A 16844-nucleotide genomic window follows, 5' to 3' on the forward strand; every position below is an offset into this window, starting at 1 on the left:
AGAATTAGCCAAACAGACTGCGCTCGGATGTTGCGACTGCTCTTCCCCCAAGACGGAAAAGAATTAATACGAAAACAAAACCACGACGACATATGCTATCAGAGGTACTCTCCCTCGTCGAGTCGGCTGACCGTGCAGTTGGGATTACGGTCTTTTTCGGGGCTCTACTCGGGGGAATCTACGACTGGACGAATCGGTCTCCGATACTCGCTCGAATCAAATCGATGCTCCCGATAACGTTCGTCTACATCACGTTGACCCTAGTCGGGGTCGTTTTCCAACTGGACACGGGGTCGTGGACCGACAGGTATCTGTTACACGTTACTATCGGAGTCGGCGCAATGGCGTTTGCACACTGGGGGCAGTGGTTTATCAACGATTGGACCGACACTGAAACCGACCAACACTCGAACCCAGACCGACCACTCGCGACGGGGCAGGTCACCGAGACACAAATCCTCGCGACAGGAATCAGCCTACTGGGTGTGGGGATGCTGTTTAGTGGGGCGGTCAAACCTGAAGCAGCGATAGCATTGTTCGGCTGGATTCTCGTCGCGATTGTGTATACAATCCCTCCGTTCAGACTGAAAGACGGTGCGTTCAGTAGCATGCTCTGCTTCGGGCTCTTGGGAACGGTTGCGATTTTGTTCGGCAGTCTATTGGTCGCACCCACGCCAAATCAGAGTGTCTGGATGTTAATCGCGGTTCTCATGGTCGTTATCCCGGTCAATAGTTCTTACCAGGACCTCCCTGACGAAGAGGGCGACTCGAAGGCAGGAATCGACAACTTCGTCGTGAGATACGGTTCGGGCCGGGTCAAACGGTTCCTCGCGGTTTCGTTCCCGATATCGTTTATCGCAACTGCGCTCGTCTTTGGATGGTACGCAGCACTTCCACTCTTCGCGGGGCTCGGTGGCGTGGTCACGTACCTCCTGGTGAACTGGCAAGGCGGCGACGAAATCGACCCTCAGATATCCACCGTAATCGGATTGTATTTCATTTCACTCGCCGTCTCGCAATACACGTGGTGAGTTCTCCAGTCACTACCACAGAACGGCCACGTTCGAGAGATAACACATTGACGACACCCAGATGAACACACGTATCCAGACTTTCGAAGACGTTCGCAACGACCTCCCAGACCCAGTAGTGACGTCAATCGGAGACGGTATCGAACTCGAAACACTGCATATTCCGGGGGAAGGACCGCCGCTGGTATTCATCCACGGCGGGCTCGGGTCGATGTGGAATCACTACCTCCAACTCGACCACTTCGCTGGTAATCGCGAACTCATCGCCTACTCGTTGGTCGGCTATGGACAGTCGTCGTCGCAGACAGTGAGGTCCGTCTCGGCACACGCGACACACCTCCGTCGATTACTCACCGCACTTGACGTCGAAAACGTCGTTCTCAATGGATGGAGCTATGGGGCCGCTGTAGCGCTTGAGTACGCGAAGCGGTGGTCGGTCGAGGGACTCGTTCTCTGTAGTGGTGCGGACCATGCACTCACACCGTGGTGGGAGCCACCGGTGATTCGATTCGCTATTGCCACGGGTCTATACAAGCTGTTTCGGGGCGAAACTGTGCCAAAGTGGTTCGCCCGGTCAGAGATATTCCACGGGTCGACGCCAGACCCAGTTGTCGAACAGTTCCTCGAAACCCTAGAGTTACCACTGCAGCGCTCCGCATGGGACGTCCTCGAGAGCTTTTGGGGATACGAGAAGAACGACGAACGTCATCGCATTACTGCACCAACGCTGGTAGTCCACGGCAGCGAGGACAGTCTCGTGCCCATCGAAGCCGCGAGACGAACTGCGGGTCGAATCCCCGATGCAGTTTTCTGTGAGGTCCAGCAGGCAGCACACGCAGTAATGGTCGAACGACCACAAACGTACAACACCCTCGTCGAAACTGTATTCGACTGTGTAGAAGAAGACGAGAGCCTGGTGCCTCTCGTGGCTGGCCGGGTTGCGTAGTCACTGCCCACTCCACGCGAGCGAGGGCTTTCGACATTCACGGTAGTAAGCGTGGGACCGGAGTAGACTATTCGGAGACGACACGCGTGAGGTTATAGTCCACTCTAGCGTGTCTCCCCAAGGTATCGACACCACGAGCGGTACTCATGGAAAATTGACTTCGATAACGACCGGAAGTTCGAACCAACTCAAGTGGGAGAGGCGAGGCGTTTCGGGGAATCTCGGAGAACTTCGCTGGCAGAAACACGAGTGTGGGACTAAACTTTACATTTCAATTATCTACCAAGAGGGCAACCTACATACATATTGATGTCCAATGTACAATTACACAAGTACTGTTGTAATATCATATATACTGTATTATAGTCATATTGGCGAGGCCCTGGTTCTGTCCGCCAGTTCGAACGGGCGAGAGTTCACGTGGTCGAGCGGCCGCAGAAGTAGTGCACCGACGACAAAGTGAAGTCGGGGCAAAAAGAGGAAAATGTATAATTGAACATAATTAACAATATATGACACAATTACCAAGGAAACCGAACCTCTGGTTCACGGGTGAATGCCGACGATTACTGGACAAACTAATGGGAGCTGCCGATACCGATTCAAGTGCTCGTTCGCATGCAAGCAACAAATTTAGACAACGTAGGGCCACACAAGCAGAGATTACTCCGAAGCAAGTGTGGAACGTAGGATATCTGCGGAGGAGAACGACCGATGTATCTGCCTCATCGCGATGGCGAAAGTGACTATGTCGACACTCACCTCAATCAGAATATATTGTTAGTTCTACACAATTCCACTGTGGGTTCGGACATCGAAGACGGAAGTTCGGAAAGACAAACCACCTGCTGTTACGGCAGTGGTAGTGTCGTGTCCACTAGCCACAGTGTTAGTAGCGCTATCTGACGTTCTTAGAAATAAAAACCAGACAGCATTTGGCAGATTTTCGAGTATTATCTCCAAAACTGGCTTGTGAATACACACCACGAACGGTACTCTCACCGTCGACGAAGGCGATTATGACAGCCTAGCTCTCAGTCGATTACGGTGAATTCCACGTCGTTGAGACTACTTGGAATTTGTCTCAGTTATCGTTACACTCGTACGTTTGTAATGAGCATCCATTCACTGGAGTAGCTGAACGATTTCTGACCAATCAAGAGAAGCTCACCTCCAAATCTTCTTGGTGATTTTGGTAATCTCGATAACGTGTCTATATTTGTGAAAGTTCCACAATCAAAACTACACGACAGCTGCGGATTTGCCGGTACAGACGAGCCTGGTCACTCGTTCGAAGAGCCGCTTTGCATGCCGGTCCGACGTTCCCTCGACCGTTACCCGAAGTTCTCCTGCTGTCCGACTTGGCCGAACGACGAACCACGCCTCGTCGTCTTCGACGAAGAGACCATCGTCCGTCTGAACGTCTTCGAACTGGTTCCGTGCTGCATCGGTAATTCGAGACATCGTACGGGTTGACTTGTCGACCGAAAACGACTCGAAATACAGCGAATAGTCGTCGATTCGTTGGACCTGTCTGGAGAGAGACGGTCCATCGTCGACGAGGCGTGCGAGATGAATCGCCGACAGTGCGGCGTCGGGACAGGGTGACTCGTCGGGCCAGTGGTGAACACCGCTCGGTTCACCTCCGAATACAACCTCGGTCGTGGACGCTGGTCCCGAACCAGGCATTCCGTCCATCTGTGTTCGAACAATCTCGCCGCCAGCATCGTCGACGACTTCTTCGATACGCCGACTTGCTTCGAGGGGAACCGCGACACGCCCGCTTCCGTCCGATTGTTCGACCGTCCGTTTCGCGAGGAGTGCTAACAGCGTATCTCCGCCGACGACGTGTCCACGCTCGTCGATTGCAACGATTCGGTCTGCATCTGGGTCGTGAGCCACACCGAAATCAGCAGCGGACGTTGCAACGGCGTTGCAGAGCGTCGAACACACGGAATCGTTCTGGGCGACCCGTCGCCGCGGGAACGCGTCGGAGGACGATTCGGTGACACGGTCGACAGTACACTCCAACCGTTCGAGCGTCTCAGCGACGTTATCGACACGATGTTCACCGACATCGACGACGACGTGCACCTCGTCGAACGACGACTGGCCGTCACAGAGGCGTTCGATGTAGTCTTCTGCTGCGTCCTCCAGCCACTGCTCTGTTCCGAGACTGTCCCACGATGCCAAATCGGCAGTCGTTCCGTTGACGCGCCGAACGAGGTGCCGTTGGCGCTCTCACGAGAGGCGCGACCCGTCGCTGTCGAACAGTTTCAATCCGACATCTTCGGAGGGATCAGGGGCTGCCGTGACGGCAATTCCACCGTCGGCGTCCAGTTGCCTGACGGCGGTCGAAACCGCGGGGCTCGCGACTGTACCGAGTCGATAGACGGTGCCACCAGCTTCGCGGATGCCCGTCGCGACAGCGTCTGCCAAGAGTCGAGCGTTCTCTCTCGGGTCGTGTCCGAGCGCGACCGCCTCGTGCCTGTCACCAAGTGTTCGGCCGGCTTTGAGAGCGAGTTCGGCGGTCATATGGGTGCCGTATGGACCGCGAATGCGTGAGGGTGCGAACATACTGCAACATCGGGTCTTGAGATGTTTACTATCGGCCGGGTAATGTACGCTTCTAGTCCTTAGTACCACCCAAATCAACAGTTTCAGACTGTATACGGGCGATTACGCGATGGTGGAAATCGACTCCCGCATGGTGTTTTTTATCCTACAATAAGCCACGAAGTCGCTCGAATCGCTTACTGCCCCGATAATAACGGCGCAAAAGAGCCTAGTCCCCGTGTGAGCACTGTTGCTACCCTCCGCGTTCCCGCATCGACGTTCATCCTCGACGATGCGCTCGCCCGTCACCCGAGCATCGAAGCGCGACTACTTCGGTCCGTGCAGGTGGATAGTGCAAGTACGACACCATCGATTTGGGTTCGGGGTAACGACGCGACATTGGTCGAACCGGCGCTCCGTAGCGACCCGAGTGTCTCGGCTCACTCGAAGGTCTTTTCGTCGAAACAAGGAGGCGTCTACCGCACCGGGTTCGAGGCGCTTTCGGACCCAATCCTTCGACTCTTCGCGGATACACGGCTGACTGTCGTCGATTCGTATGCGCAAGGTAGTGAGTGGGTATTTCGCGTCCTCGCGGAAAAACGCGAGTCGCTGCGGGCATTAACAGAGACGTGGGAACAGAACGGGCTTACACACACTGTCGAGCGCATCTCGGACTGCACGGAAGCCGCGGACCCCTCCCGCTTCGGACTCACCGAGGCACAACACCGAACGCTCGTGACTGCGTTCAGAGAAGGGTACTACGAAGTCCCCCGCGACTCCGATATAACGGGTGTCGCTAACATATTAGGTATCAGTCACCAGGCAACGTCCCAACGGCTCCGTAGAGGCCACGAGCGGCTCGTTCAGAATGCACTCGTCCAGCGACTCACCCCTGAATTCCCATTTTGACACCTTGCACATGCAACCCCAAATACGACGGTTCCGACGTATCAATACGGAAGCGGAGTGGGTACCTAACGTGTGGCGACAGACTCGACACTCCCTGCCCCCTGGCGTTGTGTCCAGTGTGTCCCAATCGCTGACTCCCCACCGGCAGTACGTTTCGCTGCCATCTCGCCAGTCTTGAATCGCGTGCCAACACAGAGGATTCAAACAGAGTTGGAGGCTGTTCGCTCTCGACGGTACCCATTCTCCCTACCCTCAACGCGTACGAAACGTGCGAAGGTACTTCCACCAAGGTGAATCTGACTATGCGAAAGCCCACAGTATCGAACGATAGTACGCAGATGCACGAATGGAACCCAAATATGATTGGTATACCATCTATCACAGTGAGTGAGAGATAGTATCTCCATGTCGAATCGAACTGAAGATGACACCCAATCTTCTGTCCAGGGAACCGAACGGACAGAAAGTGATTCTCGTTTCACGGCTCAGCGTCTTTCTCCACGTTCTCCCGTCGCGAAGCTCAGTCGGAAGCTCTGCAAGATTGTCTTGTTCTGTCTCGGACTGATTAGTTCCCGAACGAGTTCGAAGCCAGCAGGAGGGTCAGTTTCGGCGACAAAATCGGAGACAGAGCAGCCTCAGGCGGAGATTCGGTCAGACGTGTCCGGTCGCGACCCATCTGGCAACCACTTCGATTCGGGTTCGCACCACGTCGATGCCGACGCTGACCATCCGCTGTTAGGGGTCAATCCCGAACTCCTCAATCCCGAACGGCGAATCCTCCAACTCCTCCACATCGAAGGAGGGAGTCTCGAACAGTCCGCACTAGTCGAGCACACTCGCTGGTCTGAATCGACGATTAGCCGAACGCTCTGTCGGATGGAGACCCAAGAACGAATCGAACGACATCGACAGGGGAACGGTAAGCGAGTCTTCCTTCCACAAAGTCGTGGAAAACCACGACAGCGTGTCCGTTCAAAGAGCGAGCGTCACCGTTCCGCAGAGTAAAAATAAGAACACGAAGCGTCGAGCCCGAACCATCGACAGGCCGACCTGACGAGCGTGTCCCAAACCCGACGTGACCAGTGCAAGCCCGACGAAAGCGGCACTCACTGGAACAAACTGTCCCGTCAGCATTAGCCACACTCCGTCGGGGTGGTCGCTTCCTGTGTGTCGACACAGCCGAGTTCTCCCACATTCATCACGAACGTTCGTTGAATCCGTCACTACTTGCTTATGTTGGGTGTAAGCCCGTCGAAGACCTATCTCGTTGGACGAGTCGTTATCCTAGACTCCCACCAAGGAGGTTCGATTCTGGAACACGTCAGTCTTACAGATGTGATAAGTCACATGAGGAAACACCAGAGTCGCAGTCTCGGGAGCGTCGGCACCGAAATTCCGTCTGTTCAGCTCCTCAGACCCCTTATCTTGCCCATAATAATGCCCTGATAGTGTCTGGCTACCCACAGCGGTAACAGAACCGCGGGATACCCTATGAAAGAGCTACACCAGACCCCCGATAGCCATACGCGATGGTCTAGCTGTGCTGTGAACAGTTCGACGGGAGGACGAAGCGACCGATGAGCGATGATATCAACATTGCCGCCCCCATACTTGGAGACGACGAACTCTCTCGAATCGAGACCGTCGTCGAGTCCGGGATGATTGCGGACGGCCCAGAAGTTCGGGAGTTCGAATCGGAGTTCGCAGACGACTGCGGCGTCGACCACGGTGTCGCGACGTCGAATGGCACCACCGCCCTTCACACGGCTCTCGAAGCAGTCGGCGTCGGCGATGGTGACCGGGTACTCACCACCCCGTTTTCGTTCGTCGCGACTGCGAACGCGATTCGGTTCGCCGGTGCAGAGCCCGTGTTCGCGGATATCGACCCAGAGACGTTCAACCTCGACCCGGCCGCTGTGGCTGCGAAACTCGAAGCGCTCGACGGTGACGTCGAAGCGATGGTTGTCGTGCACCTCTATGGGCTCCCGGCACCGATGGGAGAGCTACGCGAAATTGCAGACGAGTTCGACGTGACGATTATCGAAGACGCTGCACAAGCACACGGTGCGACGTACTTCGGAAGCCCGGTCGGGTCGCTCGGCGAAGCCGCGTGTTTCTCGTTTTACCCGACGAAGAACATGACGACCGGCGAAGGCGGAATCGTCGTCACCGACGACGAACACGTCGCCGAAAACGCGGCGAGTTTCATCAACCACGGCCGCGAGGCCGACGGCTACCGGCACGTCTCTCTCGGGCACAACTTCCGGATGACAAGTATCGCCGCCGCAATGGGGCGTGCACAACTCGAACGTCTTCCCGGCTTCGTAAAACGCCGTCGTGAGAACGCGATGCAATTAGACGACGCGCTCGCGAGCACGAATGCAGTGACGCCGACAGTCCCCGACGGATACGGTCACTCCTATCACCAGTACACAATCCGCGTCGGAAACCGAGATGCGGTCGCTGACCAGCTCGACGAACACGGCATCGGGAGTGGCGTGTACTATCCGCGATGCATCCACGACCAGCCCGCGTACGACGACATCGACGTGCGTGCGCCCGTGGCCGAACTCGTCTGTGACCAAGTGTTGTCGCTTCCGGTCCACCCGGCACTCGACGACGACGAAATCGAACGAGTCGGGACCGTACTTCGAGAGGAAGTTTCCATCGAACCACCGAGTAGTCCGACGAAAGAAATTATGGAGGTGACCAATGACTGACGAAGTCGTGAACGCAGGCGTCATCGGGGTCGGGAGCATGGGACAGAACCACGCTCGCGTCTACGACGAACTCCCGGGAACGAATCTCGTCGGCGTCTTCGACGTCGACGACGAGCGCGCATCAGGCGTTGCGGCGCAATATGGAACGACCGCACGGTCGATGGAGGGTCTGCTCGAAGCCGCGGATGTCGTCTCTATCGCCGTACCGACGCAGTTCCACTACGAGAACGCCAAACGGGCGCTGGAATCAGACGTCCACGTCCTCGTCGAAAAGCCGTTCGTCGACGACCCCGAAAACGGAAGCGAACTCATCGACATCGCGGACGACCGTGACCTCACGTTACAGGTCGGACACATCGAGCGGTTCAACCCAGTCGTCCAAACGCTCCGAGACCTCGTCGAGGACCTCGATATCTATGCTGTCTCGACCGAACGGGTGGGACCACCAATCGACCGCGCAATCGACGACTCGGTCGTGATGGACCTGATGATTCACGACCTCGACATCGTCTTGGATATCGTCGACGGCGACATCGATTCGTACAACGCGGTCGGGACGCCCGACTGTCGCTACGCGAACGCCACACTCCGATTCGACACTGGTGTGACCGCGTCGCTCACGACGAGTCGCGTCACACAGGAGAAGGTCCGAGGGCTCACAATCTCGGCGGAAGACTGCCGGGTCAAGGTCGATTACATCGACCAGAGCATCGAGATTCACCGCTCGTCGGTCCCGGCGCACATCGACGATGGCTCGCTCGTACGCCATCGCCACGAGAACTTCGTCGAGACGCTCACCGTCGAGCAGAAAGAGCCACTGAAGAGCGAACTGAGTTCGTTCGCCAACGCTGCGAAGACGGACTCCCAACCCGTCGTCGATGGAGAACAGGGGCTGCGTGTGCTGAAGCTCACGAAGGAACTCGACGAGGAAGCGAAATCGATACCGGATCAGAAGCGACGAGTGCAGGTCGACGCCCAGTAATTGGGAGTCACCACTGCTGTAACTCATCAGTGGCCGCTGCAACGATTCGATTTTCGCTGAATATCGACGAGATGCTGTCAGACATATATCAGATATTTTATGTTGTCGCTGTCTGCCGATTTTTGGCGTGAAACAGTGTGAAACAGTAGTGCAATTAACAGAATTAGTAGTAACTCAAAGCGTAAGTGGGCTGCAACATTTGGAAAATAAGAAACGAAGTCACCGATTTATTTGGTACCGAAATAACGGTCTGGGCGAAGATGTCTGCCCAAGTTACCGCCCCAGGTGAATCGCTGGTCGACCAACGTACTGATGCGGACGAAGAGACGACCGACCTCGGAAAAGACGAGATATACCATCTCCTCCAAAACGAGCGTCGACGGAACGTACTCAGGTATCTGCGTGGCCGCGAAGGCCCCGTCCAGATGCGCGACATCGCAGAGCAGGTCGCTGCGTGGGAACACGATACGACAGTTCAGGCGTTGATGTCCGACCAGCGTCAGCGCGTGTACATCGCACTGTATCAGGCCCACCTTCCGAAACTCGACGAAGAAGGAATCATCGATTACAACCAGAGCCGAGGCATCGTCGAGAAGAAACCGCATGCAAACAGACTCATCGAGTATCTCGAACGGCCGGAGGACTCCGATAGCGACGAGGAGAAACAAGAACCGTCGACGGAACGTTCGTGGGGAACGTACTATCTGGCAGTGTCCGCCCTCAGTGCAGTCGCAATCGGTGCGTCCGGGCTCGGTCTTCCCGGATTCGAGGCAGTCTCGCACCTCTTTGTTGCCCTCGCCATCATGAGTGTCTACACGGCGCTTACCTTCTGGCAAGTCCTCGACGAATTCGAGATGGCGGAAGACAACTGACGTTTCACGAATTTCGCCCGCGTGTTCGACGCTGTTCGTGAGCTACTCGTGAGATGTTTCTGTGGATGTGTCCGGTCTTCGAACCGATTAGTTCGTGTCGTTTACGCTGGCACCGAGTGAACCACAAGCACATTCTGCCGTGAGATTCATATTGCTCAAGTATGATTTTGGGACATATCGCACAATTAGTACCATGAGTACAGACGCCCCCCGCCAAACTGACCGAGACCCGAGTAGGTTCGATACGCGAGAGATAGACGATGGTGTCGGATTACATGCTCTCCAGAGTAGATACGCCAGTATTGGGGTACACTCTCCGTGACGATGACACAGAGACGAGCCCTGTTCGTGATAGGTATCTGTATTCTGACGACGCTCGTCGCTCCAGCCTCCGTCGCCGCGTCGCCGGACGGGACGGAGGATACGGCGTTCGTCGAAGGCGAGTTCACGAATACGGTCCCAGTCAAACAGTCCGACGACTCGGCGTACCTCTGGGAAACTGAATCTAACACCCTGGAAGTGACGTTCAACGCATCGAACGAGTCGAACCTCTACAAGCTCTGCGTCCAAGCCGAAGACGGAGAGCAGATTGGCTGTCAAGACAAGAGTGCAGCCGAAGGCACACAGAACGTGACGTTCGAGTACGAGAACCTCTCGACGTTCGAAAAGTCGGAGAACGTCACGGTCGTCCTGTGGAACAACTACCCCGGCCAGTCCGAGAAACTCGGCACCGACACAGTCAACGTCAGCATCATCGAGAAAGAAGGTGACATCGACAGTGACGAACTCTCCAATGTGAACGAACTGTCGAACAACACCTCGATGTTTCTCATGGACACCGACAAAGACAGTCTCGAAGACGGTGCCGAGGTGAAGAATTACGGGACGTCACCGACAGATGCCGACACCGACGGTGACAATCTGGGAGACGCGATGGAGTTGTCGAACTCGCTGTCACCGACAGACGCCGATACAGACGGTGACGGCATCCCAGACGGTGTCGAGAACCGCCTCGGAACGCCCCCGAAAGACCCCACGGCCGACACCGACAACGACGGGCTGAGCGATGCGTACGAGTACGCACACGATAGCAACCCCGTCGTCGCCGACACAGATGGAGATGGGCTCCGTGACGGACTCGAAACCAAACTCGGGACGAAAGTCGACGATGCCAGAACCACACCGTTGCTTCTGTTCGCAGGTGGGACGCTGCTCGGCGTCGTCGCGGTCGGAACCCGGTGGGTTCGCGTCTCTGAGACGTATCCGTTCAGTGGGTCGCTGAACAGAGTGATGAGGAACCGGGAAGCCGGTGGCGACAACGCGGCTGTCGAGTCGGAACCCGAGCCCGAAACCAGACCAGACACCCGTCAGTCCTCACAGCGCCCGGAGGTGTCAGAAACCCAGCAGCCATCGAAACCAATCTTGACCGACGAAGACAGAGTCGTGCAGTTGCTTCGAGAGAACGACGGGTGGGTGTACCAGAGTACAATCGTCGAGAGCAACAACTGGTCGAAGTCGAAGGTGAGCCGGTTGCTCTCTCGGATGTGTGACGACGGAACGATAGAGAAGATTAGCGTCGGCAGGCAAAACATCGTCGCCGAGAAGGGGTCGATGCCCGAAGGAGTCGCCTCTCCCCTCGAAGAGTAGTCCCGACAGTCAGGCGCTCATTCGATTCTGGAACCCTTTGACCACGCTGAACAAGAGACCCGGAAGCTGACCGATACCGGGTGTCGTGCCCGAGCGGAGGAATGCAAGTCCGGGTTCGAAGCGGCCTTCGCGGAGATACAACGACGCGAGGGCGTAGTGGTGAGTGCCCGTGACGTCGTACCCGCGGGTTTCGAGTTCGACGACGTCTTCGGCGAACGTCTGGAGATAGTGGCTGTTCGCCTCCCGGACGGCATCGGCACTCGGACCACCCGACGGATACCGAAGTAAGAGCGGTTCGTCGACGTAGGCGAGTTTCCCCTGTTTGAGAACCCGAATCAGGAACTCGGTGTCCTGATAGCGGTCGAACGACTCGTCGAAGCCGTCGATTTGGTCCACGACCGATTGCTCGACGATGAGGGTCGAGCCAGCACTGGTGTGGAGGTTCTCCATGAGAATCTCCTTGATGAGTTCCTCGCCGCCTTCCGCACCCTCTCTCGAACTGTGCCCCCCGACGAGCGATTTGAATCGCTCCCACAACGGATTTGCCTCCTCGTCGTCGACGATGGTCGTCCCGCAGTAGGCAGCGACCCACTCGTCGGAGCGCTGTTCGAGCGTTTCGACCTGTCGTTCGAGCTTCGTCGGTGCCCACCTGTCGTCGGAGTCGAGAAGCGCGATGTACTCGCCCTCAGCAATTTCGATTCCGGTGTTGCGTGCCGCGCTCCCGCCCTGGTTCGTCTCGTGGGCACGGTAAATCACGCGTGGGTCGTCGTAGGAGGTTACGACCGACTCCGTCTCGTCGGACGAGGCGTCGTCGACGACGATTACCTCGACGTCAGACAGCGTTTGGTCGAGAGCACTGTCGATTGCCCGTGGTAACACGTCCGCTCGGTTGTACGTTGGAATGATGACGCTCACTGTCGGCATCGAGTATCGACTGCTACTCACCACTCTGTGGCCTTTATTATCGATTTGGTAACGGTTCGTCGGGGCGTCAGTACGCATCGATTCGGACCGCGTCGCGCCTGTGTATCGTCTTACCCGAGCGATAAGTTCGAACTATCCACTCGATAATAAGGATGGGTCGGTGTGATAGGTGGGCAACAGCAGATGGAATTGACAGTGAAACGTTACCTGCGTTCGATACGTTGCCATGGGTCGTTGACGGCGTACCCGAGCCCACGAGTCAGGCGTGCCACGAGGGGGCGATTTCTATGAACCGTAACATGGTTACGGCGTTTCTCTCCATCGTCGGCGGTCGAATCTTCATCGTACTCTCTTCGGTGGTTCTGACGCCAATTCTCATCACGACTCTCGGGTTCGAACTCTACGGTCGGTACAGTACTCTCACTGCGGTCTTCGGTATCTCGACGATATTGATGAGTTCGGGTATCAACAGCGGGGCTCGGAAGTTTCTCGCCGAGGACCGGTCGATTAGCGATTGGAAATCTCACGTCTTCGGCTACTACTTCCGACTTGGAACCGTGCTGGCGGTGCTGACTGCAATCGCGTTTGCCCTCGCGGCCTGGTCGGGGCTCGTCACCCGATTCCTCGGGAGAGAGTACGTCATCGGGTTCTACGGGCTGGCTGGCTTGACTATCGCGACACAGTTCCGCGAGTACTCGCGGCGGTCGCTGATGGGACTCAAGCAAGAACACCTCTCGGAACCACTTCGGGTGTTCAACAAAGTCGGCTCCAGAGTCGCACTCATCGGTATCGCCTATCTCGGGTTCGAAATCGGGGGGCTGATGGTTGGCCTCATCGTCGTCAACGGACTCGTGGCGCTCCTCGCGATGTGGTGGCTCCGAAGTAGTATCTCACTTCGTGGTGTCGTCTCCACGCCGCCACAGGAGTTCCCGACGAAGGAACTGTTCAGCTTCAACCACCTCTCTGTGGTCTATATGTTGTTTCTGACGTCGATGTACCACGTCGACGTCCTGATGCTCGCGTCGTTCGTCACGGAGACACAGGTCGGATACTACAAGTCTGCGCTTGTCATCACGCAGTTCCTCTGGGTCATCCCGCGTTCGATTCAGTCGATGCTCATCCAGTCCGTCTCGGACCTCTGGGCCGAAGACCGCATCGAGCAGATTAACGAAATCGCATCGCGTGTCACGCGCTACGGGATGCTCGTCGTCGTCCTGCTGTCGATTGGACTCGGGGCGCTCGCGAAGGACTTCGTCCCACTCTATCTCGGCGACGGTTCGATGCCGGTGGTCACACCGCTTCTCATCCTTCTTCCTGGAACGATTGGATTCGCGGTCGTCAGGCCGATTCTCGCGATTAGCCACGCGAAAGCGGACATGAAGCCGCTCATCACGGCGACAGGCGCTGCGGCCGCGCTGAACCTCGGATTGAACGCACTTCTCATCCCTCGATACGGTATTCTCGGCGCGGCAATCGCGACGACGACTGGCTACTCGTCGCTGCCGCTTTTCAACCTCTTCAGTGCCCGGTATCTCGGGTTCAAGCCGTTTGCAGACGCCCGAATCAGTCGAATCTTCGCGACGGGATTCATCGCCGGCGTTCCGATATTCCTGCTCTCGATGACGCTCGAACACAGCCTCGTCGCGCTGGTAGTCGTGCCACCGATTGGGTTTCTCGTGTACGTGACGGTGGCATTCATGGTCGGCGCAGTCGGCGTCGACGAAGCGCTCGACGTGATGGCTTCGCTTCCTGACCCACTCGGTTCGTGGGCGGCAGGAGTGCAAGCACGCCGCGGTGAAATCGAAACGACGAGCGGGCCGACGTGGGGCAACGAGTCGTGGGCCGAACGGCACAAAGATACGCTTCAGTACGCGCTGCTCGCTGTCGGCGTCTTGCTTTCCCTCTCGGGGGTCGCACTCGCGATGGGCGTCCCCGGTGTCGACGTCGGACCATCTATCGACGGCGACTCGCCGGTTCCCGAGGTCAACAACACCTCTCCGGTCACGGACACACCGATGCCGCCCGGAACAGGCACGCCGTCGATAATAGACAGAGCGCTCCCGACACGGACCCCAACGACGACGGCGAGCAACCAGACGACGGCGACTAGCTCACCGACCACGACGACAACCGACGACGGCGGGTTCTTCGGCGGTGGCGACGACGACGATGACGATGAGGACGACCACGAGGACGACGACAGCGGCGGTGACGACACGCCGACCCAGGCACCCACGTCGACAGCGACGACCACCGACTCGCCGACCAACAACACGACGACAACGACCACCGGAGCGCCGGGGAACAACACCACAACCACAACCACAACCACAACCGCAACAACGACGACCGACTCGCCCGGAAACAACACGACGACCACGACGACCACGACGACTGATTCGCCGGGGAACAACACCACAACGACCACCACGACCGACACACCAGGGACCACCGCAACGACGACAGCGACGACGACCACCAGCACAGACACGACGACGACTGACACCACAACCACGGACACGACCACAGACACCCCCACCGGCACGACGACGACCGAGACGACGACCGAGACGGCGACAGCGACGACGACAACTGCGACGACCACCAGCACAGACACGACGGCGACAGACACCACAGCCACGGACACGACGACTGAAACGTCGAGTGATACGACGACCACCGAGACGACCGACTCGACGGAAGAGACAACGGCAACCGACTCCACGGCGTCTAGTTCGGCGGAGGAGAGTGCCCTCACTGACTCGACCGATGGGTCGACGCTGTTGATGGCCACTCCGGCGGCTGTGAGCGACCTGCTGCCGATACAGTGGCTTTCGGCGGGGTGGCTTCCGACTGGTGCGGTGTGGTACCAGACGATGCTGTTCGTCGGTGTCGTCGCACTCGCCGGGCGGAGCGCGCGCTAACTGCGACGCCTTTCGTTGAGACGGAAGCGACAAGCGTGAGAAAGAAGACGGCTGCCGCGCTGAATTCTGGCCTGAATACCGGCCGCGGACTCTTAGTGGACCGTCGAGACGGCCGACCTCTGAGACTCGTCGAGCACGTCTACGTACAGGTCGGCGAGCTCTTCACACACGTTTTCCCACGTGAATTCGTTCGCGTAGGACTCGATGGCGTCGGCGTCCCACTGACGGTGGAGTGCCTCGACCACCGCGTCGGCGAGTTCGTCGTGTGATTCCGGCCCTTCGACGAGGAGTCCGTACTCCTCGCTCGTGACAACCTCTTCGCTACCGCCGTTTTTGGTGGCGACGACGGGCGTTCCGCACGCCATCGCCTCCAGTTGGACCACGCCGAAACTCTCGCTATAGCTCGGGAGGACGAACACGTCTGCGGCGTTCATCCAGTCGTTTAGCGTCTCCGACTCCACGTAGCCGAGGAGGTCCGTTCGGTCGGCGATGCCGAGGTCGGAAGCGAGCGATTCGAGTTCGTCGCGCATGCCACCCTGACCGCCGATGACGAGGCGAGCGTCGGGGTCGCTTTCGTGGACTCGCGTCATCGCACGCATCAGGTGTTGGAACCCTTTCCGCGGCTTCAGCGTCCCGAGGGCGAAGACGACCGGGGTGTCGTCGTCGAGACCGAGTCGCTTTCGCGCCTCGTCTGTGGCAATTCGCTCGAAGATATCCGTGTCGTAGCCGTTCGGGACGTGGACCACGTCGTCGTTGTACGGTTCGAGCTTCGAGCGGTCGCGACGATTGACGCGAATAAGGCGGTCGGCAGCGGACCACGCCGTTTCCAACCGCTCGTTGTCGGACTGGAGTTGTCGCTCGAACCAGTCGCGGTTGGCGTGGACAGTCAGAAGATACGGGATGTCGAGTTCGTCCTTCAGTCGCGCACCGACGTAGCCCGAGGTCCACGACATGTGGCAGTGAATCAGGTCGAACGAGAGAGGGTAGTCATCGAGTCTCTTCCGAACTTTACGGGCGTGCTGTTGTCCGAGGAGATGCTCGCGTTGGATATCGACCGGGAGATACAGAAGTGGCGTCTCGATGACGTGGACGTTGTCAGGGACGTCGGCCCGCGAGATTTTCGCGTCCTTTCCGAATCCGTCGCCAGCGTCTATCGGAAGCCGCGATGCCACGTCTGCGAACCAATTGTATCTGACGCAGACGGTAATCGTGTCGAAGTACGATGCGAGAACGTCTACCTGCGACTTGACGAAGTGCTTGTAGCCGTGTGAGACCACGAGGAGGTTCTTGTCGGCTAACCGGTCGGTGTCCATGCGTTACTGCACGGTGCTCA

Annotated in this window: 13 protein-coding genes; 9 read left to right on the forward strand and 4 right to left on the reverse strand. The window is 57.5% G+C overall.

Going from position 1 to position 16844, the window contains the following annotated elements:
- The first annotated feature begins 92 nt into the window (after nt 1-92).
- Complete coding sequence (locus tag KU306_RS15915; RefSeq protein WP_258303572.1) at nt 93-1031, forward strand: UbiA family prenyltransferase; 939 nt, start codon at nt 93-95, stop codon at nt 1029-1031.
- Nucleotides 1032-1092: 61 nt separating this feature from the next.
- On the forward strand, nt 1093-1977 hold the full coding sequence (locus tag KU306_RS15920; RefSeq protein WP_258303573.1) for an alpha/beta fold hydrolase: 885 nt from the start codon (nt 1093-1095) through the stop codon (nt 1975-1977).
- A gap of 1242 nt (nt 1978-3219) precedes the next feature.
- Here KU306_RS15920 and KU306_RS15925 read toward each other — a convergent pair.
- Together KU306_RS15925 and KU306_RS15930 are read right to left on the reverse strand one after the other, a co-directional pair.
- A complete protein-coding gene (locus KU306_RS15925) occupies nt 3220-4170 on the reverse strand; it encodes a phosphohexomutase domain-containing protein (RefSeq protein WP_258303574.1) in 951 nt (316 codons plus the stop codon).
- A 48-nt stretch (nt 4171-4218) separates the two neighbouring features.
- Nucleotides 4219-4512 (reverse strand): hypothetical protein, encoded by a 294-nt coding sequence (locus tag KU306_RS15930; RefSeq protein WP_258303575.1) that lies wholly within the window; start codon nt 4510-4512, stop codon nt 4219-4221.
- A 261-nt stretch (nt 4513-4773) separates the two neighbouring features.
- On the opposite strand from KU306_RS15930, the gene KU306_RS15935 reads away from it, so the two are divergent.
- The 6 genes from KU306_RS15935 to KU306_RS15960 all read left to right on the forward strand — a co-directional run bounded on the left by KU306_RS15935 (nt 4774) and on the right by KU306_RS15960 (nt 11663).
- Nucleotides 4774-5442, forward strand: a complete 669-nt coding sequence (locus KU306_RS15935; protein WP_049918702.1) for a helix-turn-helix domain-containing protein — start codon at nt 4774-4776, stop codon at nt 5440-5442.
- A gap of 657 nt (nt 5443-6099) precedes the next feature.
- Complete coding sequence (locus KU306_RS15940; RefSeq protein ID WP_007542146.1) at nt 6100-6447, forward strand: helix-turn-helix transcriptional regulator; 348 nt, start codon at nt 6100-6102, stop codon at nt 6445-6447.
- A gap of 572 nt (nt 6448-7019) precedes the next feature.
- Complete coding sequence (locus tag KU306_RS15945) at nt 7020-8162, forward strand: DegT/DnrJ/EryC1/StrS family aminotransferase (protein ID WP_007542148.1); 1143 nt, start codon at nt 7020-7022, stop codon at nt 8160-8162.
- Complete coding sequence (locus KU306_RS15950; protein WP_258303576.1) at nt 8155-9144, forward strand: Gfo/Idh/MocA family protein; 990 nt, start codon at nt 8155-8157, stop codon at nt 9142-9144. The genes KU306_RS15945 and KU306_RS15950 overlap by 8 nt, the downstream gene beginning before the upstream one ends.
- 260 nt (nt 9145-9404) lie before the next feature.
- Entirely contained in the window at nt 9405-10016 is a 612-nt protein-coding gene (locus KU306_RS15955) for a DUF7344 domain-containing protein (protein ID WP_007542152.1), read from the forward strand.
- A gap of 324 nt (nt 10017-10340) precedes the next feature.
- The gene (locus KU306_RS15960) at nt 10341-11663 is read left to right on the forward strand and encodes a helix-turn-helix transcriptional regulator (RefSeq protein ID WP_258303577.1); all 1323 of its coding nucleotides are present in this window, start codon (nt 10341-10343) and stop codon (nt 11661-11663) included.
- Between the two features lie 9 nt (nt 11664-11672).
- Here the strand turns inward: KU306_RS15960 and KU306_RS15965 are convergent, their stop codons facing one another.
- On the reverse strand, nt 11673-12587 hold the full coding sequence (locus KU306_RS15965; RefSeq protein WP_258303672.1) for a glycosyltransferase family 2 protein: 915 nt from the start codon (nt 12585-12587) through the stop codon (nt 11673-11675).
- A 287-nt stretch (nt 12588-12874) separates the two neighbouring features.
- Here KU306_RS15965 and KU306_RS15970 point away from each other — a divergent pair, with 287 nt between their 5' ends.
- Entirely contained in the window at nt 12875-15511 is a 2637-nt protein-coding gene (locus KU306_RS15970; protein ID WP_258303578.1) for an oligosaccharide flippase family protein, read from the forward strand.
- Between the two features lie 92 nt (nt 15512-15603).
- On the opposite strand, the gene KU306_RS15975 is transcribed toward KU306_RS15970, so the two are convergent.
- Nucleotides 15604-16824 carry a glycosyltransferase gene (locus KU306_RS15975; protein WP_258303579.1) on the reverse strand — a complete coding sequence of 407 codons (1221 nt, stop codon included), beginning with the start codon at nt 16822-16824 and terminating at the stop codon, nt 15604-15606.
- Nucleotides 16825-16844 lie beyond the last annotated feature (20 nt).

The organism is Haloferax larsenii (assembly GCF_024730625.1).
Taxonomy (GTDB): Archaea; Halobacteriota; Halobacteria; order Halobacteriales; family Haloferacaceae; genus Haloferax; species Haloferax larsenii.

Coding starts and splice junctions, on each gene's coding strand:
- KU306_RS15960 (WP_258303577.1), top strand. CDS start 10,341: ATGACACAGAGACGAGCCCTGTTCGTGATAGGTATCTGTATTCTGACG.
- KU306_RS15945 (WP_007542148.1), top strand. CDS start 7,020: ATGAGCGATGATATCAACATTGCCGCCCCCATACTTGGAGACGACGAA.
- KU306_RS15970 (WP_258303578.1), top strand. CDS start 12,875: ATGAACCGTAACATGGTTACGGCGTTTCTCTCCATCGTCGGCGGTCGA.
- KU306_RS15955 (WP_007542152.1), top strand. CDS start 9,405: ATGTCTGCCCAAGTTACCGCCCCAGGTGAATCGCTGGTCGACCAACGT.
- KU306_RS15930 (WP_258303575.1), bottom strand. CDS start 4,512: ATGACCGCCGAACTCGCTCTCAAAGCCGGCCGAACACTTGGTGACAGG.
- KU306_RS15920 (WP_258303573.1), top strand. CDS start 1,093: ATGAACACACGTATCCAGACTTTCGAAGACGTTCGCAACGACCTCCCA.
- KU306_RS15975 (WP_258303579.1), bottom strand. CDS start 16,824: ATGGACACCGACCGGTTAGCCGACAAGAACCTCCTCGTGGTCTCACAC.
- KU306_RS15915 (WP_258303572.1), top strand. CDS start 93: ATGCTATCAGAGGTACTCTCCCTCGTCGAGTCGGCTGACCGTGCAGTT.
- KU306_RS15965 (WP_258303672.1), bottom strand. CDS start 12,587: ATGCCGACAGTGAGCGTCATCATTCCAACGTACAACCGAGCGGACGTG.
- KU306_RS15950 (WP_258303576.1), top strand. CDS start 8,155: ATGACTGACGAAGTCGTGAACGCAGGCGTCATCGGGGTCGGGAGCATG.